This window comes from Caballeronia mineralivorans PML1(12) (assembly GCF_001028175.1).
GTDB lineage: Bacteria > Pseudomonadota > Gammaproteobacteria > Burkholderiales > Burkholderiaceae > Caballeronia > Caballeronia mineralivorans.
The window spans coordinates 16,417-41,438 of the sequence record NZ_AEJF01000259.1; the positions used below are offsets into that span (position 1 = coordinate 16,417).

The window sequence follows — 25,022 nt, forward strand, 5'->3', positions numbered from 1 at the left end:
AAATTCAAAAAAACTAGCCGCGCTGCGGGTGGGCTTACTTGTACGCCTGCACGTCCTGCTGCAGACGCTCAAGGAATGCATCGGCTGGCATCACGCCAGCATCGATACCGCCACGAGCACGCACGGCTACGGTTTGCGCCTCACGCTCCTTGTCTCCGACAACCAGCAAATACGGGACCTTCTGCAGCGTGTGCTCCCGTATTTTATAGCTAATCTTCTCGTTGCGCAAATCGCTCTCTACTCTAAGCCCTTGTTTTTGCAACGATTGGGTCAGTTGCAGTGCATATTCAGCCTGACTTTCAGCGATATTCAGGACCACAGCCTGCACTGGCGCGAGCCAGGACGGCATTGCACCAGCGTGGTGCTCGATCAGAATGCCGAGGAAACGTTCCATCGATCCGACGATTGCACGGTGCAACATCACCGGACGCTTGCGGCTGTTGTCTTCCGCCACGTATTCGGCGCCAAGGCGCTCCGGCAGCACCATGTCGAGCTGCAACGTGCCGCATTGCCACGACCGGCCAAGCGCGTCCTTGATGTGGTACTCGATCTTCGGACCGTAGAAGGCACCCTCGCCCGGCAATTCTTCCCACGTCAGCCCGCACGCCGTCAGCGCGTCGCGCAGACCTTGTTCGGCGCGATCCCAGGTTTCGTCAGTGCCGGCACGCGCATCGGGACGCAACGACAACTTGATGTCGATGTGATCGAAGCCGAAATCCTTGTAGATGCTCATCGCGAGCGTGTTGAACGCAATCGACTCTTCAATGAACTGGTCTTCCGTGCAGAAAATGTGCGCGTCGTCCTGGACGAAGCCGCGCACGCGCATCAGGCCATGCAACGCACCCGAGGCCTCATTCCGATGGCACGAGCCAAATTCCGCGTAACGCAGCGGCAGATCGCGATACGAACGCAGGCCGTGATTGAACACCTGCACGTGGCCAGGGCAGTTCATCGGCTTGATCGCGTAATCGCGCTTCTCCGACTCCGTCGTGAACATGTTTTCACGATAGTTCTGCCAGTGACCCGACGCTTCCCACAGCGAGCGGTCCATGATCATCGGCGTCTTGATTTCGAGATAACCGACCTCGCCCAACCGGCGGCGGATGTATTGCTCGACTTGTTGCCAGATCGCCCAGCCCTTCGGATGCCAGAACACCATACCCGGCGCTTCTTCCTGCAGATGGAACAGGTCGAGTTGCTTGGCGAGCTTGCGGTGATCGCGCTTCTCGGCTTCCTCGAGCATGTGCAGATACGCTTCCTGGTCTTCCTTCTTCGTCCAGGCCGTGCCGTAGATACGCTGCAACTGTTCGTTCTTTGAATCGCCGCGCCAGTACGCGCCTGCGACCTTCATCAGCTTGAAGACCTTCAGCTTGCCCGTGGACGGCACGTGCGGGCCGCGGCAGAGGTCGGTGAAAGCGCCGTGCGAGTAGAGCTTGATGTCGTCGGAGGACGGGATCGATTCGATGATCTCGGCCTTGTACTTCTCGCCGATGCTCTTGAAGTAGTCGATGGCTTCACCGCGCGTCACCACGCGGCGCGAGACCGGCTCGTCCTTCTTCGCGATCTCGGCCATGCGCTTTTCGATCTTCTCGAGATCTTCCGGCGTGAAGGGACGGCTGTACGCGAAGTCGTAGTAGAAGCCGTTTTCAATCACCGGGCCGATTGTCACCTGCGCGTCGGGATACAGATCCTTGACCGCGTAGGCGAGCAAATGCGCCGTGGAGTGACGAATGATGTCGAGACCGTCGGTGTCCTTTTCCGTGACGATGGAAAGCGACGCGTCGTGATCGATCAGCGTGGACGTATCGACGAGTTCGCCGTCGAGCTTACCGCCGAGCGCAGCCTTCGCGAGACCTGCGCCGATCGAGGCGGCGACCTCCGCAACCGTCACAGGGTGGTCGTACTGTCGAACTGACCCGTCGGGCAAACGTATCGAAACCATTTCGTTCTCCAAGACGCCGCCAGCCGGCGCCCAAGTTCATTCAACAATGCCTTGCAAGGCGCGAGTCGAACGCGCGAAGGCAAAAAAAATGCGGCCCCACTTTTCGAGGGGCCGCATTCACTTTCCTACAAACTGCAAAGGCGAAAGTGGTCCTCGACTAGCGTCGCTCCGAAGTTGTTTCGGTCAACGTTCGCGGTGCCATCTTGTTCATTTGCCTGTCGCGCCAAGACGCTTGCTGCAGTTTTGAAAAACCGGCACAAACCGGAATTTCACTTTCGTTGGTAGGCTCGATTGGACTCGAACCAACGACCCCCACCATGTCAAGGTGGTGCTCTAACCAGCTGAGCTACGAGCCTGAAGAAGCGAAATTATATGGTGCGTTTTGAATACTGGCAAGTGCTTTCATGCGATGACACTGAAGATATTCGTCGATACGTTTAAGAAGCATCAACAATGCGCTTCAAATTCAAAGCGTTAAGGGCATGATCAAAGCGTTAAGGGCATGATCAAAGCGTTAAGGGCATGAGGCCCTGCCCGCTTTCCTTCAGGCGAACGGCTTCAGGCCCGTCTCGACGCGCGCACTACGCCCTGCACGTCGCTGAGCAACGAGCACGCGCGCTGAATCTGCGCGGCGCTCGAGACCTCGACGGTAAATTGCATGTACGCGACGTTGCGCCGGCTCTGCGTCTTCACGCCGGTCACGTTCATCTTCTCGCGCGCGAAGACTTCGGAAATGTCGCGCAGCAAACCTTGCCGATCGTTTGACTCCACGGCGAGATCGACCGGATACACCGACGATCCGCGCCCGCTCATCACGTCAGCGGACCAGGCCGTTTCGAGCACCCGTTCGGGCGAGCGCTCGGCCATGCGCTGGAAGGTGGCGCAGTCGCTGCGGTGAATCGACATGCCCTTGCCGCGTGTGACAAAGCCCGAGATGCGGTCGGGAGGAGCCGGACGACAGCACCGGGCGAGTTGCGTGAGCAACGCATCCACGCCCACAACCAGCACACCCGTAGACGCGCCCTGCGCCACGCTTTGGCCGCTGCTGCGCTTTTCGAACTGCGCCGGCGCTTCGACCTCGGGCTCTGGCGGCGGGCTGTCGTGCAGCGCCTGCTCGATGTTGCGCAGGCTGAACTCTTCCTTGGCGACAACCGCGTACAGATCGTCGGGCGTCTTGAAGCCGAGCTTCGATGCCAGTTGATCCAGATTGACGGATGTCTTGCCTTCACGCTGCAACGTCTTTTCAACGAGCGCGCGCCCGTTCGCGATGTTCTCCTCAGAATCGACCGCGTTGAACCACGCGCGCACCTTTTGCCGTGCGCGCGGGCTGTGCAAATAGCCGAGCAAGGGGTTGAGCCAGTCGCGCGACGGCCCACCCTCCTTCACTGCGACGATCTCGACCGTCTGGCCGTTCTGCAGCGGCGTGTTGAGCGGCACCATGGCCCCGTCGACGCGAGCGCCGCGGCAACGATGCCCAAGCTCGCTGTGCAGGTGATAGGCGAAGTCGACGGCCGTCGAGCCTTGTGGCATCGCGATCACACGCGCCTGGGGCGTGAGCACGTAAATGTGGTCGTCGTCGAGTGTGGCGTCGCGCAAATGCTGCCACGGTTGCGCGCCCGCCTGCGGCTGGTCGCCCTCGGAAACGTCTTCTTTCCACGCCAGCAATTGGCGCAGCCACGCGATTTTCTCGTCGTACTTGTCGTCGGCCGTGACCTGGCCGCCGTACGCGCGTGTGCCGGCTTCCTTGTAGCGCCAGTGCGCCGCCACGCCATATTCGGCGAATCCGTGCATTTCCTGCGTGCGGATCTGGACTTCGAACGCACGGCCGTCGTCGCCAACCACCACCGTATGCAGCGACTTGTACCCATTCGGCTTCGGCCGCGAAATGTAGTCGTCGAATTCCCGTGGCACTGGCTGCCACAGGTTATGGACGATGCCGAGCACGGTGTAGCAATCCTTGATGTCGTCGACAATCACGCGAAACGCGCGCACGTCGTTCACCTCGGAAAAATCCAGTTCCTTGCCGCGCATCTTTTTCCAGATGCTGTAGATGTGCTTCGGCCGGCCGCTCACTTCCGCCCGGATGTGCGCGGTGGCCAGCTCCTTCTGCAAGCGAGCGATGGCGTCGGTCACATAGGCTTCACGCTCGACGCGTTTCTCGTCGAGCAACTTTGCGATGCGCTTGTAAGTGGGCGGCTCCTCGAAGCGAAACGCGAGGTCCTCCAGTTCCCACTTCAGTTGCCAGATGCCGAGCCGGTTCGCGAGCGGCGCATAGATTTCGAGCGTCTCACGCGGCACGTCCGGCGATGGGTCGAGCTTGTTCGCCGCGTAGTAGCGCAATGACTGGAGCCGCGAAGCCAGCCGGATCAACACCACGCGAATATCCTGCGCGAACGCGAGCAGCATCTTGCGCAGCGCTTCCACCTGGGCCCGGCGCGCGGCTTGCGCGTCGCGGCCCGTTTCCGGCAACGTTGCCTGCGTGGCCCGCGAGCTGACCGAACCGAGCCGCCACAGCTTGCGGACATCGGCGACGAGGCTCTGCACTTCCGCGCCGAAACGCTCGCTGATCACGCGCTCGGGATCGTCGATATGCGGTGCAATCGCGAACAGCGCCGCCGCGGCGATAGCCGCCGCATCGACGTTCAAGGTTTGCATGATCCGCGCCGTGCCGGCCGCGTGCTCAACCAGCAATTCCCCGCTGGTCAACCGTGCATCACCCGCATGTTCGCGCACGAACGCGAGCGCGTCGTCAAAGGACGGCTCGGGTATCACTGCGGGGGAAACGGCGGTATCGGTCATGCTTTGTTCAGTGCGCGTGAAGTCGGGGCTTGGCTACTCAGCTATTCAGCTACGCAAGGCAGCCACGACCACCACTTCCACGAGGCATGCCGGATTGGCAAGCTTCGATTCCACGGTAGCCCGCGGCGGCGCATTGCCTTCCGGAACCCACATGTCCCATGCCGCGTTCATGGCGGCGAAATTGACCATGTCGGACAGATAGATCTGCACCGACAACAACTGGGTCTTGTCGCTGCCGGCTTCGGCCAGCAAACGGTCGATATGGCCGAGCACTTCGCGGGTCTGGCCCGTGATGTCCTGATCGGTGTCTTCGGCAATCTGGCCGGCAAGATAAATGGTGCCGTTGTGGATTGCGATTTCGGAAAGACGCGCGCCGACATGGTGACGAATGACTGCCATGACTGTTCCTGAGAGTGAGTTGTCAAAAAACTGCACAAAGCCCGATATTATGCCTTGGACGCTTCAGTATCGAGGAAGAACCGGTACGCGATCTCGATCTGATCGGGCGCCAGAAACGCCGGCGCGTGGCCCACGCCTGCGATCTGCCTGCTCGTCACGGCCTGCCCGCTCGCGACCATTTTTTCTACCGTCTCGCGCGATAGCAAATCCGAATGTTCGCCTCGAACGACGAGCACCGGATGCTGGATCGCCGCGAGCGAACGCCACAGGATCGCTTCACCGAGCGCGGCCGCATTCTCGTCCGCAGCAGCGAAAGGGACCGCAATTTTCGGGTCGTATCGATACCCCCAACGGCCCTCGCGCTCCTGCATCAACGGCGTGTTGATCGCGCGCCATTCATCGGCCGTCAGCGGTCCGAAAAACGCGGCGAGCAGTGCAGCGTTGTCGATCCCTTCTTGCAGCGTAGCGAATGTCTCGTCCTTTCCAAGATAGGTGCCGATACGCTCGAGCGCCACCGGTTCAACATGCGGCCCAACGTCGTTCAGCAACATTTTCCGAATAGGCGAATTCGGCATTCCGGCGAGCCCCAGCCCGATCAGGCCGCCCATCGACGTGCCGAACCAGTCCACCGTTTCCACGTTCAGCCGCGCAATGAGCGCAACCATGTCCGACACGTACTGCGGCACCGCGTAATGTTTCGGATCGGCGAGCCAGTCCGACAAACCTCGCCCGACCACGTCCGGACACACCACCCGATACTCGCGGCCGAGCGCCTTCGCTACCTCGTCGAAGTCCCTGCCCGAGCGCGTCAGCCCATGCACGCACACGAGCACGCGCGGGTTCGCCGGATCGCCCCATTCGGTATAAGCCATGCGATGCAGGCCCGAGGGGCTCACGCACTGCACGTGGCGTTGGCGCGGTGTGGGAACAAATGAAAGCGCAGCTTCGACGATAGACGCGGACATAAGGTTTTCCTCGGTACGATGACGCTGCTGCATGGGGCAACTCAACTGCAATCGATTGTAAACGCTTTGCCGGGCTCGCTTCGGTGCGACGCCGCAGCGTTAGCCGATCTGCCTCAAGCAAAGTCATACGAACCTGAAACGCCAGCCGCCTTACCCGTGCCGCCCGACTCAAGAGCCGCGCGACACAAATACAAAGGCCGTTCCAACTCACGTCAGAACGGCCTATTGCGGCCGGCAACATAAACCGGCGTCAGTGCAGAAAAACCTTACTTAACGCCGCTCACATCCAACGGCGCGCCCGTTTTCTGCTGGATCTCTTGCACGCTGACACCCGGCGCCAGTTCGACCAGTTTCAGTCCAGTATCGGTTACGTCGATCACGCCAAGATCCGTGATGATCCGGTCGACCACGCCCACACCCGTCAGCGGCAACGTGCACGCCTCGAGAATCTTGTGCTGGTCGCCCTTCGCCACGTGCTCCATCAACACGATCACGCGCTTCACGCCCGCGACCAGGTCCATCGCGCCGCCCATGCCCTTGATCATCTTGCCGGGGATCATCCAGTTGGCCAGGTCGCCCGTCTTGCTGATCTGCATGGCGCCCAGGATGGCCAGGTTCACGTGCCCGCCACGGATCATCGCGAACGAATCCGCCGACGAAAAAATCGACGATCCCGGCAGCGTCGTTACCGTTTGCTTGCCGGCGTTGATCAAATCGGCGTCGACTTCTTCTTCCGTCGGCGACGGCCCGATGCCGAGCAAGCCATTCTCCGATTGCAACCACACTTCCATGCCTTCGGGCACGAAGTTCGCCACCAGCGTGGGCAGTCCGATGCCCAGGTTCACGTAAAAACCGTCCTGCAATTCCTTGCCCGCCCGCGCGGCCATCTGGTTCCGGTCCCATGCCATGATCAGTCTCCTTTCGCGCGCACGACGCGTTGTTCAATGCGTTTTTCCGGATGTGCGTTCAGCACGATGCGCTGCACGAAAATGCCCGGCGTGTGAATGGCGTCGGGATCGAGTGCGCCCGTTTCCACGATTTCCTCCACCTCGACCACGGTGATCTTGCCGGCCATCGCGCACATCGGGTTGAAGTTGCGGGCGGTGCGGCGATAAATCAAATTGCCCGATTTATCGGCTTTCCACGCTTTCACGAGCGCTACATCGGCGGTAAGCGAATGTTCGAGCACGTAGTGGTTTTCGCCAAATTGACGCGTTTCCTTGCCTTCCGCGATCACCGTGCCGTAGCCCGTGTTGGTGAAGAACGCCGGTATGCCCGAGCCGCCCGCGCGCAGCTTTTCGGCCAGCGTGCCTTGCGGCGTGAATTCGAGTTCGAGTTCGCCGGCCAGATACTGGCGCTCGAATTCCTTGTTCTCGCCCACGTACGACGAAATCATCTTCTTGACCTGACGGGTTTCGAGCAGCAGCCCAAGTCCGAAGCCATCGACGCCCGCGTTATTGCTGATGCACGTGATGCCCTGGACGCCCGTGTCGCGCAATGCCGCGATTAGCGCTTCGGGAATGCCGCACAGGCCGAAACCGCCGACGGCAAACGTCTGGCCGTCCTTCACGATGCCATCGAGCGCCTCTTTCGCGCTGGGATAGACCTTGTTCATCTGTTTGTCCCTTCCTGATCTGGATGAAATCCGTTTATTTAAGCCGTCCGCGCTGCCGGTTTGCATAGCGCGAGACGACCTTCTGACGTGGCAAAAGAGTACGACGCCGGATCGATCCGGCACAATACGCAAAAATACATAAGTAATTGCCGTACTGCACGGCGACGAAATAGTTAAACGCGAGTCGCGCCAGCCAAATGCCTCAACTGGATTACCAAACAGCGTTTCATCTTGCGCCGGTCGGACTGGTGTTGTCACGGAAACGGATCATCGAAGACTGCAATGCGCAGCTCTGCGCGATTTTCGGCGTCGCGCCGGAAGCCCTGCTGGGCCGCTCGTTTGAAGTGCTGTATCCGTCGCCGGTGGAATTCGAGCGGATCGGCGCCCGCATTGCCGCGTTGATGCAGCGCCAGGGCAGTTACGCGGACGACCGCATCATGAAACGGGCAAACGGGGAACTGTTCTGGTGCCATGTGACCGGGCGTTCACTCGATCTGAGCGCACCCCACGCCGCCGGCGTCTGGACCTTCGAGGATTTGAGCGCAACCCGGCGGGTTGCCATCGAACTCACGCCGCGCGAACGCGAAATTGCCGCGCAGCTCGTCACGGGCAAGACCAGCAAGCAAATCGGCCGCGCGCTGGATATCAGCCCGCGGACCGTGGACATCTACCGGGCAAAACTCATGCGCAAATACGACACGGGAAACGCGACCGAGCTGCTGCAGCGCCTGCTGGGCGACTAGCCGCGTGATTGGAGACCCGGCGCCGCCGTTTCGATCGCGTGACGCAGCAGCTCAGGAATCTGCACCGATTTCGCCGCCGCATAGTCGATCCACACGCATTTCGCCGTGCCCCGGGCGTAGAGCGTGGTGGGATCGTCGGCACGAAACAGCTCGAAGCGCGTGTCAAAACTGCTGCGCCCGGGTGGTCCGACAAACATGCTGCCGATTACATTGCCGGGATAGTGGAGCTGCCTCAGGAATTCCATCGATGCATTCACGATCACCGGCCCCTGCCCTTCGACATTGGCGCCTGCAATAGCCAATTGCCGGAACCACGAGATCCGCACCTCTTCCATGAAACGGAAGTACACCGTGTTGTTGACGTGGCCGAATGCGTCCATGTCGCCCCACCGCAGCGGCATGGATAGTTCGAATACGCGATGAAAACCGTCCGTCTTCGTCGCGGATACTTGGTCGAAAACCTGGCTCATAGGCCAAACCCGTCGTCCGCGGCGATCACCGAGCCGTTAATGAACTGGGATTCGTCGGCGGCAAGCAGCAGCAGCAAACCATCCAGGTCTTCAGGCGTTCCCACCCGGCGGCGCGGCAACATGGCCAGCAGTTTTTGCCCCGCCTCGCTCTTCCAGTGATGGTGATTGAGTTCGGTATCGATATAACCCGGGCAGATCGCGTTCACGTTGATGCCGTGACGGCCCCATTCCTGCGCCATTGCCTTCGTCATATGAATGACGGCGGCCTTGCTCATGGAATAGATGCCGATCTGCGGCAAGGTCTTGAGCCCCGCCATGGACGCGATATTGATGATCCGGTAACCCGGCTTGCCTGTGCCGTTGCCACGCATGATCATCCGCTTAGCCACTTCCTGGGCGACGAAAAATGCGCCGCGGGTGTTGGTATCGAAAACGAAATCGAAGTCCGACGGCGTGACGTCCGTGAGCTTTTGCTGGGTCGAGACGCCCGAATTGTTCACGAGAATGTCGATCATGCCGGCCTCCGTCTCCGCGTGTGCGACGGCCGACTTGATGCTTTGATAATCGGTGACGTCGAGCGACACGACGTGAGCCGCACCGCCGGACGCCTCGATCTCAGCGCGCAGTTCCTTGAGGCGCTCGGTGCGCCGGCTTGCCAGCACGACGCGGGCGCCCGCCTGCGACAATACTTGCGCAAAGCGCTTGCCAAGTCCGCTGGAGGCGCCGGTGATCAGCGCGCATTTGCCTTCCAGGTTGATCGAACGGCCCATTGTTTTTCCTTGGTTGAAAGCGATTGAGGTGCCCGGATCGAACCGTCTTGACACCGTTCGCTCCGAATCAGCGTCGAATCGAGGCAGCCGATATGTTATCGTGAAATAATACGATCGTGCTAATAATGGGAACGCCGGTTGCGCCCTACCATGGGTTCCCTGACAATACGCGATCCCCAAAAAAAGCATTCTAACGTTAGACAGGAGCATTGGATGACCCCGGAGAGTCTCATCGAGCAGTACGGTCCCCGTGAGTCAATGGAGTACGACGTCGTGATCGTGGGCGGCGGTCCTGCGGGATTATCGGCGGCTATCCGGCTGAAGCAGCTCGCGCAGGAAAAAGGCATCGAACTGGGCGTCTGCGTGCTGGAGAAAGGCTCCGAGATCGGTGCGCACATCCTCTCGGGGGCCGTGATGGACCCGCGCGGGTTGAGCGAACTGCTGCCCGACTGGAAGACCCAGGGCGCGCCGCTCGATGTGGAAGTCACCGAGGATCGCTTCCTGTTCCTGTCGAAGGACAGCGCGAAGCAGGTGCCGAACTGGCTGCTTCCCGACAACTTCAAGAACCATGGCAATTATGTGGTGAGCCTGGCGAACGTCACACGCTGGCTGGGGCAACAAGCCGAAGCGCTGGGCGTGGAGATATTCCCGGGCTTCCCCGCGGCCGAGGTGCTCTACACCGAAGAGGGCGCCGTGCGCGGCGTGGCCACGGGCAACATGGGCGTGGGCAAGGACGGCGAGCCAACCGCCAACTTCCAGCTCGGCATGGAACTGCACGCCAAATACACGCTGTTCTGCGAAGGCGCGCGGGGGAATCTGGGCCGTCAGCTCACCGATAAATTCAAGCTCGCTCGCGACGCCGATCCGCAAGTCTATGGCCTCGGTATTAAAGAGCTGTGGCAGATCGATCCGTCGAAACATAAACCGGGTCTGGTGATCCACACCGCCGGCTGGCCGTTGGAAAACGATACCTACGGTGGCTCGTTCCTCTATCACATGGACGATAACCAGGTGATGGTGGGTTTTGTCGTCGGACTGGGGTATTCGAATCCGTACCTGTCGCCGTTCGAGGAATTCCAGCGCTACAAGACACATCCGGCTATTCGCACCTTCCTCGAAGGCGGCAAGCGTGTGTCCTATGGCGCACGGGCGATCACGGCCGGTGGTTTAATGTCGTTGCCGAAGCTGGTGTTCCCGGGTGGAGCGCTGGCTGGCGACGATGCCGGCTTCCTGAATGCATCGCGGATCAAGGGCAGTCACGCCGCGATCAAATCCGGGAAGATGGCCGCCGAAGCCGCGTTCGATGCAGTGCAGGCCGGTCGTCAAGCGGACGAACTGACCGCTTACCCCGACGCTTTCGATAGCTCGTGGCTCAAGACCGAACTCTATCGCGCACGCAATTTCAAGCAGTGGATGAGCAAGGGTTTGTATCTCGGCACGCTGATGGTCGGGCTCGAGCAGAAGGTATTGGGCGGCAATGTGCCGTGGACATTGCATCATCAGCACGCCGATAACGAAACGCTCAAACCCGCGTCGCAATGCAAGCCGATTGTTTATCCGAAGCCGGATGGGAAGCTGACGTTTGACCGGCTGGCGTCGGTGTTCATATCGAATACGAATCACGAGGAAAACCAGCCGGCGCATTTGACGCTGAAGGATGCATCGGTACCGGTGGATGTGAATTTGCGCACGTACGCGGGACCGGAAGGCCGGTATTGCCCGGCGCAGGTGTACGAGTTCGTGAAGAACGATGATGGTAGCGAACGCCTGCAGATCAATGCGCAGAACTGCGTGCACTGCAAGACCTGCGATATCAAAGACCCGACGCAGAATATTGTGTGGGTGCCGCCCGAGGGCGGCGGCGGGCCAAATTATCCGAATATGTGATCGTTCGGATTTGAGGCTTTAAGAAAAGCGCCGGTTCTTTAGTTTAGAACCGGCGCTATTTCATTTAGCGATGTGCGCCGCGATATGAGGCGTCGTCGTCACAACATCGCCGTTCTGCGCGCGGTGCCGCAACGCATGATCGATCAGCACGAGCGCGAGCAGCGCTTCAGCGATAGGCGTCGCGCGAATACCAACACACGGATCATGGCGGCCGAAGGTTTCCACCGTCGCGGAATGCCCGGCTTTATCGATGGATTCACGCGGCGTGCGGATGCTCGACGTCGGCTTGATCGCAATCGATACGGTGATGTCCTGGCCGCTCGAAATGCCGCCGAGCACGCCACCCGCATTGTTCGCCGCGAACCCCGCAGGCGTCATTTCGTCGCCATGAACCGAACCGCGTTGCGCGACGCTGGCGAAGCCCGCGCCGATCTCAACGCCTTTCACCGCGTTGATGCCCATCATCGCTTTCGCGATATCGGCGTCGAGGCGGTCATAGAGAGGTTCGCCCAGTCCAGCCGGCACGCCCGTCGCCATCACGCCGATGCGCGCGCCGATGGAATCGCCGTCCTTGCGCAGCGCGTCCATGTACTCCTCGAGACGCGGCACGATCTCTGCATTCGGCGAGAAAAACGGGTTTTCGCGCACGTGCTCCCACGCGACAAACGGAATTGCGATCTCACCCAGCGCGCTCATGAAGCCGCGTGTTTCGATGCCCATCCGTTCACGCAGCCATTTCTTCGCTACCGCGCCGGCCGCCACAGTCGGCGCAGTCAGCCGAGCCGACGAACGTCCACCGCCGCGATAATCGCGGATGCCGTACTTCTGCCAATAGGTGTAGTCGGCGTGTCCGGGACGAAACGTTTCGACAATGTTGCCGTAATCCTTGCTGCGCTGATCCGTGTTGCGGATGAGCAAGGCGATCGGCGTGCCGGTCGTTTTGCCTTCGAACACGCCCGAAAGAACCTCGACCTGATCCGCTTCCTGACGCTGCGTCACATGCCGCGAGGTACCCGGTTTGCGCCGGTCCAGTTCGATCTGGATATCCGCCTCAGATAACTCCATGCCCGGCGGGCAGCCGTCGATCACGCAGCCGATCGCGGGACCGTGCGACTCGCCGAAGTTCGTGACGGTGAAAAGCGTGCCGAGAGTATTGCCGGACATGAGCGTCGTCCTGAAAGAGCGAAAGATCCAATATTATGCCAGCCGGGCACGCTTTGAGTTCCCTCACGCCCCGCTCAACGCCTATTTGCGGGCGCCTCGCAGCATCGCGACCACCTGTTGCAGATGTTCCGGCGTGGCCTCGGCGGGATCGATCGGCTCACCCACCGCCAACGTCAGGCGACTCATCACGCCGCGCTGGACCGGACGCGGCCAGCGGTTGTCATCGTGGCGCGAAAAAACACTGCCCCACAGGCCACGCAACGCGATAGGCACGACCGGCGCCGAATGGCGCTTGAGAATTTCACTGAAGCCATGGCGAAACGGGTTGATATCACCGGTTCGGGTGAGCTTGCCCTCCGGGAAGATGCAGACCAGATCGCCCTCAGCGAGCGCGCGGCCGCAGGCGTCGTAAGCTTTTTCCAGCAACTTCGCGTCTTCGTGAGCGGGCGCAATCGGAATGGCCTTGACATGGCGGAACAGCCAGCCGACCAGCGGCGAGCGGAAAATCCGGTGATCCATGACAAAGCGGATCGGCCGCGGACTTTCCGACATGATCACAATGGCATCGACGAAACTCACGTGATTGCACACCAGCACGGCCGCCCCTTGCTCAGGGATGCGCTCGGCGTTCACGAGCCTGATCCGGTAGAACGTGTGCACGAGAATCCACGCGAGAAAGCGCAGCAGGAACTCGGGTACGAGCGAATAGATATACACGGCCACCACGATATTGAGCAACGCCGTGGTGAGAAACAGCCCCGGAATGCCTACACCCGCCGACGTCAATCCCATGGCCATCAGCGCCGAGACGATCATGAAAAACGAGTTGAGAATGTTGTTCGCGGCAATGATGCGCGCGCGGTGCGTCGGTTGGCTGCGCGACTGGATCAGCGCGTAGAGCGGCACGCTGTAAAAGCCACCGAACATGGCGAGCAGGAACAGGTCGGCCAGGATGCGCCAGTGCACGCCGATCTGAAGAAACTCGCTGACGCCCATCAGATGACCGGCCGGTGCAATGCCGTGGCTGGCAAAAAACAGATCAATGGCGAAGACGCTGATCCCGATGGACCCAAGCGGAACAAGTCCGATCTCGACGCGGCGCTTCGAGAGCTTTTCGCACATGAGTGAACCGATCCCGATACCGATCGAAAACGTGCCGAGCAGAACGGTCACGACATCCGGATTCGCCGACAGCACGTCCTTCGCGAAGTTGAAAAACGACGTGAGAAACGTCGCACCGACGAACCACAGCCACGAAATCCCGAGCAGGCTCAGGAACACGGTGCGGTCTTGCCGCGCAAGCGCGAGGTTGCGCCACGTCTCGCTGAACGGGTTCCAGTTGATCTTGAGATCGGGTTGCAGCGCCGCGGTTTTCGGCACGAAACCCGACGCGACGCGCCCGATCAGCGCAACCGTCACGCAGCACCCGGCGAGCAACATGGCGCCGTGCTCGGTCAGCCCCGCCGCTGCCCCGCCGATGATCGTCCCGATCAGGATAGCCACGAACGTGCCCATTTCGACGAGCCCATTGCCTCCTACAAGTTCTGACGGCTGGAGATGCTGTGGCAGATAAGCGTATTTCACGGGTCCGAACACGGTCGAATGGACACCCATCAGGAACGTGCAGACGTAAAGCAGTGGAGCGCTGTGCAACATGAAACCCGCGCCGCCGATCAGCATCACCACGATTTCGAACGTCTTCACCAAGCGTGTGAGCATGGCCTTTTCGTATTTATCGGCGACCTGGCCCGATGTCGCGGAAAAGAGAACGAACGGGATGATGAAGATAGCGGAGATCAGGAAGGCGGCGGTCTTCGGATCGACGCCTGAAAAGCGCGCAGCCTGAAACGTGACCAGCGACGTGAAACCGACCTTGAAGACGTTGTCGTTGAGCGCCCCAAGAAATTGCGTCCAGAAAAACGGCGCGAAACGGCGTTCGCGCAACAGCCGGAATTGACCGTCGCCATGTTGAGCCTTGGCTGCTTTCGCGCGCGGTGATGCGGATGATTCGCTCATGGATTATTGGAGTTGGTAGCTGAGAGAGTGTTGGCGCTTGAGGTTCCAGAAACGACCGCGACGCTCCGCCGGGCCCGTGTTCGTGTAAGACCCAAGGGGCGAAAAAAATGCGCGCCGCTCTGGCGCGCATTTTTGCGTGACGTGGTGATGCGCTTCGTCCGGGTTAGCGCAACTCGCGCAACGCTCGGATCAGCGCGCTTCTTCTTGCTGCTCCGGCCAGTCACGGATATAGGCCTTGAGCATCTTGTTCTCGAAACCCTGCTCTTCCACCACGGCCTTGGCGACGTCATAGAAAGAAATCACGCCCATCAGCACGCCTTTTTCCATCACCGGCAGGTAACGAACGTGATGCTCGAGCATCATCCGGCGCACCTCGTTCACATCCGTTTCCGGTGTACACGTGATCGGATGGTCATCCATGACCTTACGGATGGTGGATGTGCCCACGCTGCCGCCGTTCTCGCTCAGTGTGAGAATGATCTCCCGAAACGTCAGCATGCCGGCGAGATCGCCGTATTCGATCACCACCAGTGAACCAATGTCGTGTGACGCCATTGTGTTGATCGCTTCGTGCAGCGGTGTATCGGGCGTTACCGTGAAGAGCGCGTTGCCCTTGACGTTCAAAATGTCGCTGACTCGCATGATTGTCTCCTCGCGAAAAGCCTGAATATCTGTCGATCCTAGCGGAAAGACACTTAAAAAGAAAGCGCGCAAGAACCCCGTGTTTTGTCTGCAAAAGCACGCGGGGCGGGCTTTTGCACCGGGTCGGCGCATACCGGGCCGCGGCTGCCGTTGCCACGCCTGACGTGGAGCGCCAACGCTGGCGTCTACCCCAAGTTTGTCCGGCCACACCCGATGTTACGATAAATGACTCTTTCTCATGGTAGCCCGCCCACGATGCCCGCCAACCGCTTCGACACGCTCGTGCTGCACGCCGGCGCTGCGCCCGACCCTACCACCGGCGCTCGCGCTACGCCGATCTACCAGACCACGTCGTTCTCCTTTCGCGACACCGACCACGCCGCTTCGCTCTTCAACATGGAGCGCTCAGGACACGTCTATTCGCGCATTTCGAACCCGACCGTCGCCGTGTTCGAGGAGCGCGTCGCCGCGTTGGAAGGCGGTGTGGGCGCGATCGGAACCGCCAGCGGACAGGCCGCGCTGCATCTTGCGATCGCGACACTGATGGGCGCGGGCTCGCACGTGGTTGCGTCGAGCGCGCTTTATGGCGGCTCGCACAACCTGCTTCATTACACGCTGCGGCGCTTCGGTATCGACACCACGTTCGTGCCGCCGCACGATTCCGACGCGTGGCGGGCCGCCATTCGGCCCAACACGCGCCTGCTGTTTGGCGAAACGCTGGGAAACCCCGGTCTCGATGTGCTGGACATCGAGACGATCGCGGAAATCGCGCATTCGAATCACGTGCCGTTGCTGGTCGATTCAACCTTCACCACGCCTTATTTGCTCCGTCCCTTCGAGCATGGCGCCGACTTCGTCTATCACTCGGCGACGAAATTCCTGGGCGGCCACGGAACAACGATCGGCGGCGTACTGGTGGACGGCGGCACATTCGACTTCACGACCACCGATCTCTTCCCCGAATTCACCGAACCCTACGACGGTTTCCACGGCATGGTCTTCGCCGAAGAAAGCACCGTTGCACCGTTCCTGCTGCGCGCCCGTCGCGAGGGATTGCGCGACTTCGGAGCCTGTCTGCATCCGCAAGCCGCATGGCAGCTCTTGCAGGGCATCGAAACCTTGCCGTTGCGAATGGACCGGCACGTCGCCAACACGCGAAAGGTAGTCGAATTCCTGCTCGCGCATCCTGCCGTGCAAGGCGTGGCTTATCCGGAACTCGAGAGCCATCGCGACTATGCGCTCGCAAAACGCCTGCTGCCGCGCGGCGCGGGCGCTGTGTTCAGCTTCGATCTTCGCGGCGACGTAGCGGCGGCACGGCGCTTCATTGAGGCGTTAACGCTGTTCTCGCATCTTGCCAACGTCGGCGACGCACGCTCCCTCGTCATCCACCCCGCTTCAACCACGCATTTCCGCATGGACGCCGCTGCCCTCGCCGCAGCGGGGATTGCGCCAGGGCGTATCCGGCTGTCGATCGGCCTGGAGGATCCTGACGATCTCATCGACGACCTCAAACGCGGGCTCAAGGCATCGCAAAAGGCATCGCCGAGCACCAGCGGGAGCCGCGCATGATGCTCGACGTCGATGGTGCTTCGGCCTACGCCTACACCGGCGGCCACGCGTTCGAGCCGGGACGTCCGGTGGCCGTGTTCGTGCACGGCGCACAGCACGATCACAGCGTCTGGGCACTGCAGACGCGCTACTTCGCCCATCACGGCCTGAACGTGCTCGCAGTCGACCTTCCCGGTCACGGCCGCAGTGCGGGCCCGGCGCGGCGAAGCATCGCAGCGCTCGCGGACTGGCTTATCGCGCTGCTGGACGCCGCCAAGGTCAGCGAGGCGATGCTGATCGGCCACAGCATGGGCTCATTGATTGCCCTTGATACCGCCGCGCGCTATCCGTCGCGCGTCACCCGTCTCGCGCTTCTCGCCACCGCGTTCCCGATGACCGTGTCCGACACGCTTCTCGACGCCGCTCGCGACCGCGAACCCGAGGCCATCGAGATGGTGAACCAGTGGTCGCATTCGTCGATCGCCGCAAAACCATCGAGCCCCGCTCCGGGCTTCTGGCTGCATGGCGCCAACCAGCGGCTGATGGAACGCGTGGCCGTGCGCGGCGAAGCTCATCTCTTCCTCACCGATTTCAACGCCTGCAACGCCTATGCGGCGGGACTTGAACGGGCAGCGGCATTGCGGTGCCCGGTACAAATCATCGCTGGTCGCCACGATGCCATGACGCCACCGCGCGCCAGCCGCGCACTGATCGACGCGATGAAGCGCGCGGACGTCGCAGTCGAAACGGTCACGCTCAATGCCGGACACGCGTTGATGAGCGAACAACCCGATGCGACCCTCTGCGCATTATTCAGTTTTGCGACGCGATCGGCTTAGGTGACAGATCACTTTCAGGTTCATGAATCTAGCTCATGAAACAAGCTTAACCACCCTCGCCCCGATGCGCCATTGGCCTGATGGGAGGGGGTCTCCCACTCTTTCCAGATTCGTACCCAGATCCCTGGGAATCGCAGTTGCGCACCGGCCTTAATCGCCGGAAAATGAATCTTGCTGAGCCTCTGCTGGAAACGCTCGACAAGGAGACTGTCATGGCCCAAACCGCACATTCCGATCACTTCGCGAGCTTCGCCGAGTTCTATCCGTACTATCTCGAGGAGCACCGCAATGTGGTGTCGCGCCGGCTACATTTCATCGGTTCACTGGGTGTGATCGGCTGCCTTGCCATGGCTATCGCCACTGGCGACTGGCTCTGGCTTCCTGCTGCCGTGATTTGCGGCTACGGCTTCGCCTGGGTCGGCCATTTCTTCTTCGAGAAAAATCGCCCGGCCACCTTTCGCCATCCGCTCTACAGCCTGATGGGCGACTGGGTCATGTTCAAGGACATCTGCATCGGCAAGATTTCGCTTTAGGTCGGATCAAGATGCTTCAGGCGGTTTGATGCGGTATGGCCCCCGCCCCTTGCGCCTCGCGTGTGCCTTCCTGACGAGAAGCCGAACGCGCCGCGACCAGCGTGGCGAGCGTGACGTCGAGTTTCTCGTTGCTCAGGGCGCTCATCAATACGGCACGGTCGATATGCGATGAATCGAGGCGCAACTGATAATCCAGCTCTTCGCGTTCGATCACAAAGAGGTCGAACAAGCCAGCCACCGTGATCTGTTGCGGATTGGCGATCAGCACATAGCGCGGCACGCGAAGGTTCTCCAGCCTCGCAATCCACTCCAAAGAATCGAGCTTGCGGACCAGGCGCATGGAGGTATCCATGTCACAACGCAGCATCCGCGCGAGTTCGAGCGCCGTGTAACCCGGCAAGCCGGCTTCGCGCGCCTGCGCGAGACGCGCGAGCAATTCGAGAGCATCGAGCAGATCGCTACCCGGAAAATCAGTTCGATGAAACTGGCCGATGCGAATAGCCGGCAGCGCCGACGTGAGCATTGCGCCGATCAGCGTGATCATCCAGCACAGATAGACCCATAACAGGAACACGGGCAACGCCGCGAACGCGCCATACACGGCGGTGTAAGTCGGAATACGGCGCACGTAATAACCGAAACCGCGCTTCGCCAGTTCGAACGCAATAGCGGCGACGAGCCCGCCGACCAGCGCATCGCGCCACTCCACTTTGCAATTCGGCAGGAACACATAGAGCATCGAGAACGCTAGCACCGTGAACGGCACCGATGCGCTGGCGAGCGCCCACTCGATCACTGGCGGCAGGAGATTATGCGAGCCGGCAAATGCAATGGACTGCGCGAACAGGTAGGACGAGGTCGACAGGCTCACGCCGAACAGGATGGGCCCGAGCGTGATGATGGCCCAATAGACCATGATGCGTTGAGCCAACGGCCGGGATTTGCGCACGCGCCAGATCACGTTGAACGCGGATTCGACGGTCATCATGGTCATCACCGACGTGACGAACAAGATGATCATGCCGACCGTGGTAAGCCCTTTTGCCTTCGATGCAAACTGGTTCAGGTACTTGAAGATCTGGCTGTTGATCTGCGACGGCATCAGGTGCGCGGCAAGAAAATCCTGCAACGACATCTGAAACGAAGCGAAGATCGGAAACGCGGTGAACAGCGCGAACGCAACCGTCGCAAGCGGCACGAGCGACAACACGGTGGTAAATGTCAGGCTGCCGGCCACCTGCGGCACGCGATCTTCACCCGTACGACGTGCGACGAATCCAGCGAGCCGCTTCGTTGTGTCCAGATCGATGGGAAACCTCAACAAGAATCTCTCTCCTTCAATCGTTACAACAGATCCGCGATGCAGCCTGAATAGCGGGCAAAACCACGCCAAAAAGTCACGCTCACGCACCCGGTCCTTATAATACCCGTTCACCGAAAAGGCTCATGAACGACATTCTCGTGCTCTATTACAGCCGCAACGGCGCCACTCGCGAGCTCGCCCAGGCGATCGCTCAAGGCGTTGACAGCGTGCCCGGCATGCAGGCGCGCGTGCGCACCGTGCCTCCTGTCTCCACCGTTTGCGAAGCCACGCAGCCGGATATTCCCGCCGACGGCCCGCCCTACGCCGAAGTCCGCGACCTCGAAGAATGCGCCGGGCTCGCGCTCGGATCGCCCACGCGCTTTGGCAACATGGCGGCGCCGCTGAAATATTTCCTCGACGGCACCTCGCCTCAGTGGCTATCCGGCACGCTGGCCGGCAAACCCGCCAGCGTCTTCACCGCCACTGGCAGCTTGCATGGCGGGCAGGAAACCACCCTGCTTTCCATGATGCTGCCCTTGCTTCACCACGGCATGCTGATCGTGGGCATTCCGTACACCGAGCCGAAGCTAACCACCACGCAAACCGGGGGCACGCCTTATGGCGCGTCCCATTTCGCCCGCGCTGAAACCGCCGAGAGCGGTATCTCCGCCGACGAAAAGGCATTAGCCATTGCGCTCGGCGCACGCTTGGCCCATACGGCGCTAAAGCTTCAGCGCGGCGCCTGATGACCACCACGCCCGCTATGGACCCAGCCAGGACACAACCCGGCTTTGCACGCGGCGCGCTGTTCAGCCTGATTGCGCTGATTGCGTTGGCGCTTGCGTGGGAGCTTTGGCTCGCACCGCTGCGCCCGGGCGGCTCCGCGCTCGCGCTCAAGACGATCCCGCTGCTGTTCGCGCTGCGCGGCACGCTCAGGCGCAACGTGTACACGCTGCAATGGGCGTCGATGCTCGTGCTGCTGTACTTGGCCGAAGGTATCGTGCGCGGCATGACGGACAGAGGATTATCCGCACGCCTTGGCTGGCTCGAAGCGCTGCTCGCCCTTGCGTTCTTCGTCTGCGCGCTTGGCTTTGTCGCGCCGTTCAAACGCGCCGCGCGAGCCGCGAAGCGGGCAAAAGCCGCCACAGCTTCAACATCCGACGGCAATCGTTTGTAGCACGGAATCGTTCACGTGAACGAGACCTATGCCATCAGGCCAGGGTGCGCCCGGCTTGACGTTACGCGATACTGTGTCACCTGTCGTCCACGCTACCGCCATCGAAATTCATGACTGCATCCGACCGTTCACGTTATTTTGTAGACGCCTGCATCGAGGCGATCGGCACGGCCCATGTGCTGACCGGCGCGCACGACACCGCACCGTTTCTCACTGACTGGCGCAAGCGTTACCGCGGCGAAACATGCGCCGTGGTGCTTCCCGGCACGACCGAACAGGTCGCGAAAATCGTGCAGCTCGCGCGGGAGTTTCGCGTCCCTATCGTGCCGCAAGGCGGCAACACGGGTCATTCCGGCGGCGCGACGCCGGACGCCAGTGGCACGCAAGTGGTTATCAGCTTGCGCAGGCTGAACCGGATTCGCGACGTCGATCCGCTCAACAACACCATCACGGTGGAAGCCGGTGTGATCCTCGCCGATATCCAGGCGCGCGCCGAACAGGAAGAGCGTCTCTTTGCGCTGAGTCTCGCGGCTGAGGGCAGTTGCACGATCGGCGGCAATCTGTCCACGAACGCCGGTGGTACTGCCGTTCTGCGCTACGGCAATACGCGCGAGTTATGCCTCGGGCTGGAAGTGGTGACGCCGCAAGGTGAGATCTGGAACGGTTTGCGCGGGCTGCGCAAGGACAACACCGGCTACGATCTGCGCGACCTGTACATCGGGGCTGAAGGGACGCTCGGCATCATTACCGCCGCCGTGATGAAACTGCATCCGGCACCGGTTGCGCGCGTGACGGCACTGGCCGCCGTAGCTTCACCCCAGGCCGCGCTCGATTTCCTTGTCACCGCGCAACGTTACGCAGGTCCGTTGCTGACCGGCTTCGAGCTGATGTCGGATTTTTCGCTGCATCTGGTGACCACGCATTTCCCGCAGATGCGTCATCCGTTCGAGAAAAAACATGGCCAGACCGTGTTGCTCGAATTGTCGGATAGCGAGAGCGAGGAGCACGGCCGCGGTTTGTTCGAACGGCTGATGGAACATGCCATGGAGCAAGGCCTGGTCGAGGATGCGGTCGTGGCGGAGAGTTTGTCGCAGTCGCAGGCGTTCTGGAATTTGCGCGAGCACATTCCGCTCGCGCAGTCCGTGGAAGGACTCAACATCAAGCACGATATTGCGGTGCCTATTTCACGTATCGGGCATTTCATCGAGGAAACCGATGTGCTTATCGCCGAGCGAATACCGGGTGTGCGCATGGTGACGTTCGGCCATCTCGGCGACGGCAATCTGCATTACAACGTGCAGGCACCGGAAGGTGTCGATCCCAAAAGCTTTCTCGCCGAATTCCAAACGCCGGTCAATGCGCTCGTCTACGAGCGCGTGCACGCGCATGGCGGCAGCATCAGCGCGGAGCACGGGTTGGGACAATTGAAGGTGGAAGAAGCCATGCACTACAAATCCCCGGTGGAAGTGCGGCTCATGCGCGCGCTCAAAACAGCGCTGGACCCCGAGAACCTGATGAATCCGGCGAAGGTCTTGCCTGATGTCCACGCGCTTCGTACTTCGCGTGTCGTAACCGAACCGTACTGAGGAGATAAGCGCCGTGAAGATTCGCGTTCTATCCGACCTGCATCTCGAACACGACGAACCGCTCGCCATTCCGTACGCGCAGGCCGATCTCGTCGTGCTGGCCGGCGACATCCACAACCACGCTGAAGGTCTGCGCTGGGCGGCGGAAAACTTCGACTCGCAGATACCTGTCGTTTATGTGCCGGGCAACCACGAGTATTACGACGGTGAATTCGGCGCACTTGAAAGTGCAATGCAGGACGCCGCGCGCAGCTTGCCCAACGTGCATTTTCTGAACAACACCACCCTCACCGATCGATACGGTAAATGGCGCGTGCTTGGCACCACGCTATGGACGGATTTCGCGTTATTCGGAGCAAGCGATCAAGCGATGCGCGAGTCCATCGAAGCGGCCGAGCGCGTGATGGTCGACTTTCGGGGCGTGATCCAGGTTGCGTGGCCGGAGCCGGAAGACGAACCGCGCTCGTTTAGTCCGAGTGATGCACTGGCGCTGCACGAACAGGCGCGAGCATGGCTGGAAGATGAGCTTGCGAAGCCCTTTGACGGCAAGACGATTGTCGTCACGCATCACGCCCCGCTCAAACAGAGTCTGGCTGAAAAGTTCGCGACGGACCGGGCATCGGCAGGTTTTGTGAGCGATCTGCCCTCGCTCGTGCGCGCGCCGGTCGCGCTGTGGGTTCATGGCCACACGCACACGGCATTCGATTATGTCGTTGAGGCAACGCGTGTGATCTGCAATCCGCGGGGGTATCGCGACCGACGCACAGGGGCGCCTGAAAACCCGTTGTTCAAATGGGACAAGGTGGTCGAGATTTGAGCGCTACGCGCGACAAACTGCGGGGCGCGTAAATCGTCACACCACATGCGACTCTACCCCGGCGGCGTTAAAACCGGCCCCATTAACCGCAAAAATGCAAAAAGACCGATAAATCGGTCTTTTTTTCTCAACGATCCGACGAATCTCGCGATTGACGATTCTTGCGCTCGTCGATGCGGATTGGGATCAGGCGCGCGCGTTTCGCATTTTCGCGGGCCGTACGCAGCAGTTCACGGGTAGCGGGCACGGCGATCAGAGCCAGCAGTGCGTAGATGGCGATCATCAGCGGCGTATTCATAACTTCCTCGGATTTTGTCGAAATCGGTAAATAGTGAATCAGTGAATCAGTGAATCAGTGAATCGGTGAAGCAAAGAGACAATCCACAAGCTATCAAGATGCGGCTGAAATAGTCGTAAGCAAGTGTTGCGACGCGGCAAGATCATGAAAATGCCCATCGGCTTGTTCTTATTCTCCTGCTCATAAGCTTACGACGCCACAAATTCCTGCAATGATTTTTCGTCGGCGGCGAGTGCGGCAGGCAACTCATTGCGCAAAAACTCCACCCAGGTGCGGATTTTCGCATCCAGATATTGACGTGACGGATACAGCGCGAAGACGTTGAGCAACTGCATGGTGTACTGCGGCAAGACACGCACCAATGTTCCTGCGCGCAATGCAGGCAACGCGGACGAGGTCGGCAATATGCCAACCCCCATGCCCTCGCTGATTGCCACGGCCATGGCTTCAGCCACGTTGACCGTAAAGGTTGCCGGACCCAGAGTGATGGTTTCCTGGCCGTTCGGGCCATCGAAGGTCCATTTGTTCGGCGGAAACGCGGGCGTGATGAGTTGCAGGCATGTGTGTTTCACCAGATCCGACAACACATGCGGCACGCCGTGCCGCTGGATATAAGCCGGTGATGCACACGCAATGCTGAACACGCCGCCCAGGCGCTGCGAAACCAACCCCGAATCGGGCAGTTCGGTGCCAAGCACGATCGATACGTCAAATCCCTCATCCAGCAGATCGGGCACGCGCTGAGCAAGCGTCAGGTCTATCTGCACCGACGGATGCAGCGTCTGATAGCGCGAAATCATCGGCACGATGTAATGCTGGCCAATGCCCGCCATGGTGTGGATCTTGAGCTTTCCGGACGGCTTCGCGTGCGCATCGCCGGCTTCGGCTTCCGCCTGATCGACGTACGCAAGGATTTGCTCGCAACGCTGCAGATAACGCTCTCCCGCCTCAGTCAGCGCAATCCGGCGCGTGGTCCGGTTGAGCAAGCGGGTACGTAAATGCGCTTCGAGATCGGAGACGGCGCGCGATGCATAGGCCGTGGTCGTGTTCAGGTGCTGAGCCGCAGCGGTAAAGCTGCCAGCTTCGACAACCCGCGAAAACACGCGCATGTTTTGGAGCGTATCCATGAGCCTTGAGTCTCGTTCAAGTGATGCCGCCATTGTTGCGCTCTGGGCAACAATGATTAACTCATAACCCGTAACAATGCTTTGCATTTTTACCAGTTACTCGTTAATACGGGCAAAAATATAATTCTGGTCTGTGTCTCAATCCAATTTGAGAAATAATTTTGCTAGACCGCACGATCAGAAAGACCATCATCCCGATGGTTCTTACATTTATTTTAACAATAGCAGGCTGCGCGAGCACTAAAAACGTCGGTCCCGAAGACACCTTGAAGGACGCGTCGTCGCTCGATGCCGGCGCGACGCTGCGCGCGGCTAACGCCGACGCGGCATGGCCGGCGTCGACCTGGTGGCGCGCCTACAACGATCCCCAGCTCGACGCGTG

The 25,022-nt window shown here is 60.4% G+C and carries 23 protein-coding genes, 1 tRNA gene and 1 pseudogene; 10 read left to right on the forward strand and 15 right to left on the reverse strand.

Going from position 1 to position 25,022, the window contains the following annotated elements:
* Positions 1 to 34: 34 nt before the first annotated feature.
* The 7 genes from thrS to EOS_RS42100 all read right to left on the reverse strand — a co-directional run bounded on the left by thrS (position 35) and on the right by EOS_RS42100 (position 7,720).
* The gene (gene thrS, locus EOS_RS42070) at positions 35 to 1,942 is read right to left on the reverse strand and encodes a threonine--tRNA ligase (protein WP_047898170.1); all 1,908 of its coding nucleotides are present in this window, start codon (positions 1,940 to 1,942) and stop codon (positions 35 to 37) included.
* Between the two features lie 279 nt (positions 1,943 to 2,221).
* Positions 2,222 to 2,298: transfer RNA gene (locus tag EOS_RS42075), tRNA-Val, on the reverse strand.
* 202 nt (positions 2,299 to 2,500) lie between these two features.
* A complete protein-coding gene (locus EOS_RS42080) occupies positions 2,501 to 4,741 on the reverse strand; it encodes a RelA/SpoT family protein (RefSeq protein WP_047898171.1) in 2,241 nt (746 codons plus the stop codon).
* A gap of 45 nt (positions 4,742 to 4,786) precedes the next feature.
* Positions 4,787 to 5,140 (reverse strand): RidA family protein, encoded by a 354-nt coding sequence (locus tag EOS_RS42085; protein WP_047898172.1) that lies wholly within the window; start codon positions 5,138 to 5,140, stop codon positions 4,787 to 4,789.
* 47 nt (positions 5,141 to 5,187) lie between these two features.
* Entirely contained in the window at positions 5,188 to 6,105 is a 918-nt protein-coding gene (locus EOS_RS42090; RefSeq protein ID WP_047898173.1) for an alpha/beta fold hydrolase, read from the reverse strand.
* A 266-nt stretch (positions 6,106 to 6,371) separates the two neighbouring features.
* Positions 6,372 to 7,013: a CoA transferase subunit B gene (locus EOS_RS42095; RefSeq protein ID WP_047898174.1), complete on the reverse strand. Its 642-nt coding sequence runs from the start codon at positions 7,011 to 7,013 to the stop codon at positions 6,372 to 6,374.
* Between the two features lie 2 nt (positions 7,014 to 7,015).
* Positions 7,016 to 7,720, reverse strand: coding sequence for a CoA transferase subunit A (locus tag EOS_RS42100; protein WP_047898175.1), 705 nt, complete (start codon positions 7,718 to 7,720; stop codon positions 7,016 to 7,018).
* Between the two features lie 197 nt (positions 7,721 to 7,917).
* Between EOS_RS42100 and EOS_RS42105 the strand changes: the two genes are divergently transcribed.
* Entirely contained in the window at positions 7,918 to 8,463 is a 546-nt protein-coding gene (locus tag EOS_RS42105; protein WP_047898176.1) for a LuxR C-terminal-related transcriptional regulator, read from the forward strand.
* Here EOS_RS42105 and EOS_RS42110 read toward each other — a convergent pair.
* Entirely contained in the window at positions 8,460 to 8,933 is a 474-nt protein-coding gene (locus EOS_RS42110; RefSeq protein ID WP_047898177.1) for an acyl-CoA thioesterase, read from the reverse strand. The two genes, EOS_RS42105 and EOS_RS42110, sit on opposite strands and share 4 nt — an antisense overlap.
* A complete protein-coding gene (locus EOS_RS42115) occupies positions 8,930 to 9,703 on the reverse strand; it encodes an SDR family oxidoreductase (RefSeq protein WP_047898178.1) in 774 nt (257 codons plus the stop codon). The genes EOS_RS42110 and EOS_RS42115 overlap by 4 nt, the downstream gene beginning before the upstream one ends.
* A gap of 213 nt (positions 9,704 to 9,916) precedes the next feature.
* Here EOS_RS42115 and EOS_RS42120 point away from each other — a divergent pair, with 213 nt between their 5' ends.
* Positions 9,917 to 11,590, forward strand: coding sequence for an electron transfer flavoprotein-ubiquinone oxidoreductase (locus EOS_RS42120; protein WP_047898179.1), 1,674 nt, complete (start codon positions 9,917 to 9,919; stop codon positions 11,588 to 11,590).
* Positions 11,591 to 11,650: 60 nt separating this feature from the next.
* Here EOS_RS42120 and aroC read toward each other — a convergent pair whose 3' ends face one another.
* From aroC to EOS_RS42135, 3 genes are all read right to left on the reverse strand, one after another.
* The gene (gene aroC / locus EOS_RS42125) at positions 11,651 to 12,754 is read right to left on the reverse strand and encodes a chorismate synthase (protein ID WP_047898180.1); all 1,104 of its coding nucleotides are present in this window, start codon (positions 12,752 to 12,754) and stop codon (positions 11,651 to 11,653) included.
* A gap of 81 nt (positions 12,755 to 12,835) precedes the next feature.
* The gene (locus EOS_RS42130) at positions 12,836 to 14,770 is read right to left on the reverse strand and encodes an MFS transporter (RefSeq protein ID WP_047898181.1); all 1,935 of its coding nucleotides are present in this window, start codon (positions 14,768 to 14,770) and stop codon (positions 12,836 to 12,838) included.
* Between the two features lie 189 nt (positions 14,771 to 14,959).
* Positions 14,960 to 15,412 (reverse strand): CBS domain-containing protein, encoded by a 453-nt coding sequence (locus tag EOS_RS42135; protein ID WP_047898182.1) that lies wholly within the window; start codon positions 15,410 to 15,412, stop codon positions 14,960 to 14,962.
* Positions 15,413 to 15,667: 255 nt separating this feature from the next.
* Between EOS_RS42135 and EOS_RS42140 the strand changes: the two genes are divergently transcribed.
* The 3 genes from EOS_RS42140 to EOS_RS42150 all read left to right on the forward strand — a co-directional run bounded on the left by EOS_RS42140 (position 15,668) and on the right by EOS_RS42150 (position 18,332).
* Positions 15,668 to 16,981 (forward strand): O-acetylhomoserine aminocarboxypropyltransferase, encoded by a 1,314-nt coding sequence (locus EOS_RS42140; protein ID WP_047898183.1) that lies wholly within the window; start codon positions 15,668 to 15,670, stop codon positions 16,979 to 16,981.
* Positions 16,978 to 17,799, forward strand: a complete 822-nt coding sequence (locus EOS_RS42145; RefSeq protein WP_047898184.1) for an alpha/beta fold hydrolase — start codon at positions 16,978 to 16,980, stop codon at positions 17,797 to 17,799. Before EOS_RS42140 ends, EOS_RS42145 begins: the two co-directional genes overlap by 4 nt.
* Before the next feature lie 212 nt (positions 17,800 to 18,011).
* Complete coding sequence (locus EOS_RS42150; protein ID WP_047898191.1) at positions 18,012 to 18,332, forward strand: Mpo1-like protein; 321 nt, start codon at positions 18,012 to 18,014, stop codon at positions 18,330 to 18,332.
* Positions 18,333 to 18,348: 16 nt separating this feature from the next.
* Here the strand turns inward: EOS_RS42150 and EOS_RS42155 are convergent, their stop codons facing one another.
* On the reverse strand, positions 18,349 to 19,656 hold the full coding sequence (locus EOS_RS42155; RefSeq protein WP_047898185.1) for a YihY family inner membrane protein: 1,308 nt from the start codon (positions 19,654 to 19,656) through the stop codon (positions 18,349 to 18,351).
* Positions 19,657 to 19,778: 122 nt separating this feature from the next.
* Here EOS_RS42155 and wrbA point away from each other — a divergent pair, with 122 nt between their 5' ends.
* From wrbA to EOS_RS42175, 4 genes are all read left to right on the forward strand, one after another.
* Positions 19,779 to 20,381, forward strand: coding sequence for an NAD(P)H:quinone oxidoreductase (wrbA, locus tag EOS_RS42160; protein ID WP_047898186.1), 603 nt, complete (start codon positions 19,779 to 19,781; stop codon positions 20,379 to 20,381).
* Positions 20,381 to 20,812 (forward strand): DUF2069 domain-containing protein, encoded by a 432-nt coding sequence (locus EOS_RS42165; protein WP_407639231.1) that lies wholly within the window; start codon positions 20,381 to 20,383, stop codon positions 20,810 to 20,812. Before wrbA ends, EOS_RS42165 begins: the two co-directional genes overlap by 1 nt.
* Positions 20,813 to 20,922: 110 nt before the next feature.
* Complete coding sequence (locus tag EOS_RS42170; RefSeq protein ID WP_047898187.1) at positions 20,923 to 22,398, forward strand: FAD-binding oxidoreductase; 1,476 nt, start codon at positions 20,923 to 20,925, stop codon at positions 22,396 to 22,398.
* Positions 22,399 to 22,411: 13 nt separating this feature from the next.
* Positions 22,412 to 23,215 (forward strand): metallophosphoesterase, encoded by an 804-nt coding sequence (locus EOS_RS42175; protein WP_047898188.1) that lies wholly within the window; start codon positions 22,412 to 22,414, stop codon positions 23,213 to 23,215.
* 127 nt (positions 23,216 to 23,342) lie between these two features.
* On the opposite strand, the gene EOS_RS47385 is transcribed toward EOS_RS42175, so the two are convergent.
* Complete coding sequence (locus tag EOS_RS47385) at positions 23,343 to 23,513, reverse strand: hypothetical protein (protein WP_158934310.1); 171 nt, start codon at positions 23,511 to 23,513, stop codon at positions 23,343 to 23,345.
* Between the two features lie 188 nt (positions 23,514 to 23,701).
* Entirely contained in the window at positions 23,702 to 24,640 is a 939-nt protein-coding gene (locus EOS_RS42180; RefSeq protein ID WP_047898189.1) for a LysR family transcriptional regulator, read from the reverse strand.
* Between the two features lie 197 nt (positions 24,641 to 24,837).
* Between EOS_RS42180 and EOS_RS48660 the strand changes: the two are divergent.
* Positions 24,838 to 25,022, forward strand: a pseudogene (locus EOS_RS48660) (RND transporter); the annotation flags it as partial.

Bases quoted from the DNA above. Each gene is read 5' to 3' on its own strand.
- EOS_RS42115 (WP_047898178.1), bottom strand. From the start codon at position 9,703: ATGGGCCGTTCGATCAACCTGGAAGGCAAATGCGCGCTGATCACCGGC.
- EOS_RS42145 (WP_047898184.1), top strand. From the start codon at position 16,978: ATGATGCTCGACGTCGATGGTGCTTCGGCCTACGCCTACACCGGCGGC.
- EOS_RS42140 (WP_047898183.1), top strand. From the start codon at position 15,668: ATGCCCGCCAACCGCTTCGACACGCTCGTGCTGCACGCCGGCGCTGCG.
- wrbA (WP_047898186.1), top strand. From the start codon at position 19,779: ATGAACGACATTCTCGTGCTCTATTACAGCCGCAACGGCGCCACTCGC.
- EOS_RS42110 (WP_047898177.1), bottom strand. From the start codon at position 8,933: ATGAGCCAGGTTTTCGACCAAGTATCCGCGACGAAGACGGACGGTTTT.
- EOS_RS42150 (WP_047898191.1), top strand. From the start codon at position 18,012: ATGGCCCAAACCGCACATTCCGATCACTTCGCGAGCTTCGCCGAGTTC.
- EOS_RS42090 (WP_047898173.1), bottom strand. From the start codon at position 6,105: ATGTCCGCGTCTATCGTCGAAGCTGCGCTTTCATTTGTTCCCACACCG.
- thrS (WP_047898170.1), bottom strand. From the start codon at position 1,942: ATGGTTTCGATACGTTTGCCCGACGGGTCAGTTCGACAGTACGACCAC.
- aroC (WP_047898180.1), bottom strand. From the start codon at position 12,754: ATGTCCGGCAATACTCTCGGCACGCTTTTCACCGTCACGAACTTCGGC.
- EOS_RS42105 (WP_047898176.1), top strand. From the start codon at position 7,918: ATGCCTCAACTGGATTACCAAACAGCGTTTCATCTTGCGCCGGTCGGA.
- EOS_RS42130 (WP_047898181.1), bottom strand. From the start codon at position 14,770: ATGAGCGAATCATCCGCATCACCGCGCGCGAAAGCAGCCAAGGCTCAA.
- EOS_RS42180 (WP_047898189.1), bottom strand. From the start codon at position 24,640: ATGGATACGCTCCAAAACATGCGCGTGTTTTCGCGGGTTGTCGAAGCT.
- EOS_RS42095 (WP_047898174.1), bottom strand. From the start codon at position 7,013: ATGGCATGGGACCGGAACCAGATGGCCGCGCGGGCGGGCAAGGAATTG.
- EOS_RS42100 (WP_047898175.1), bottom strand. From the start codon at position 7,720: ATGAACAAGGTCTATCCCAGCGCGAAAGAGGCGCTCGATGGCATCGTG.
- EOS_RS42085 (WP_047898172.1), bottom strand. From the start codon at position 5,140: ATGGCAGTCATTCGTCACCATGTCGGCGCGCGTCTTTCCGAAATCGCA.
- EOS_RS42080 (WP_047898171.1), bottom strand. From the start codon at position 4,741: ATGACCGATACCGCCGTTTCCCCCGCAGTGATACCCGAGCCGTCCTTT.
- EOS_RS42135 (WP_047898182.1), bottom strand. From the start codon at position 15,412: ATGCGAGTCAGCGACATTTTGAACGTCAAGGGCAACGCGCTCTTCACG.
- EOS_RS42120 (WP_047898179.1), top strand. From the start codon at position 9,917: ATGACCCCGGAGAGTCTCATCGAGCAGTACGGTCCCCGTGAGTCAATG.
- EOS_RS47385 (WP_158934310.1), bottom strand. From the start codon at position 23,513: ATGAATACGCCGCTGATGATCGCCATCTACGCACTGCTGGCTCTGATC.
- EOS_RS42170 (WP_047898187.1), top strand. From the start codon at position 20,923: ATGACTGCATCCGACCGTTCACGTTATTTTGTAGACGCCTGCATCGAG.
- EOS_RS42165 (WP_407639231.1), top strand. From the start codon at position 20,381: ATGACCACCACGCCCGCTATGGACCCAGCCAGGACACAACCCGGCTTT.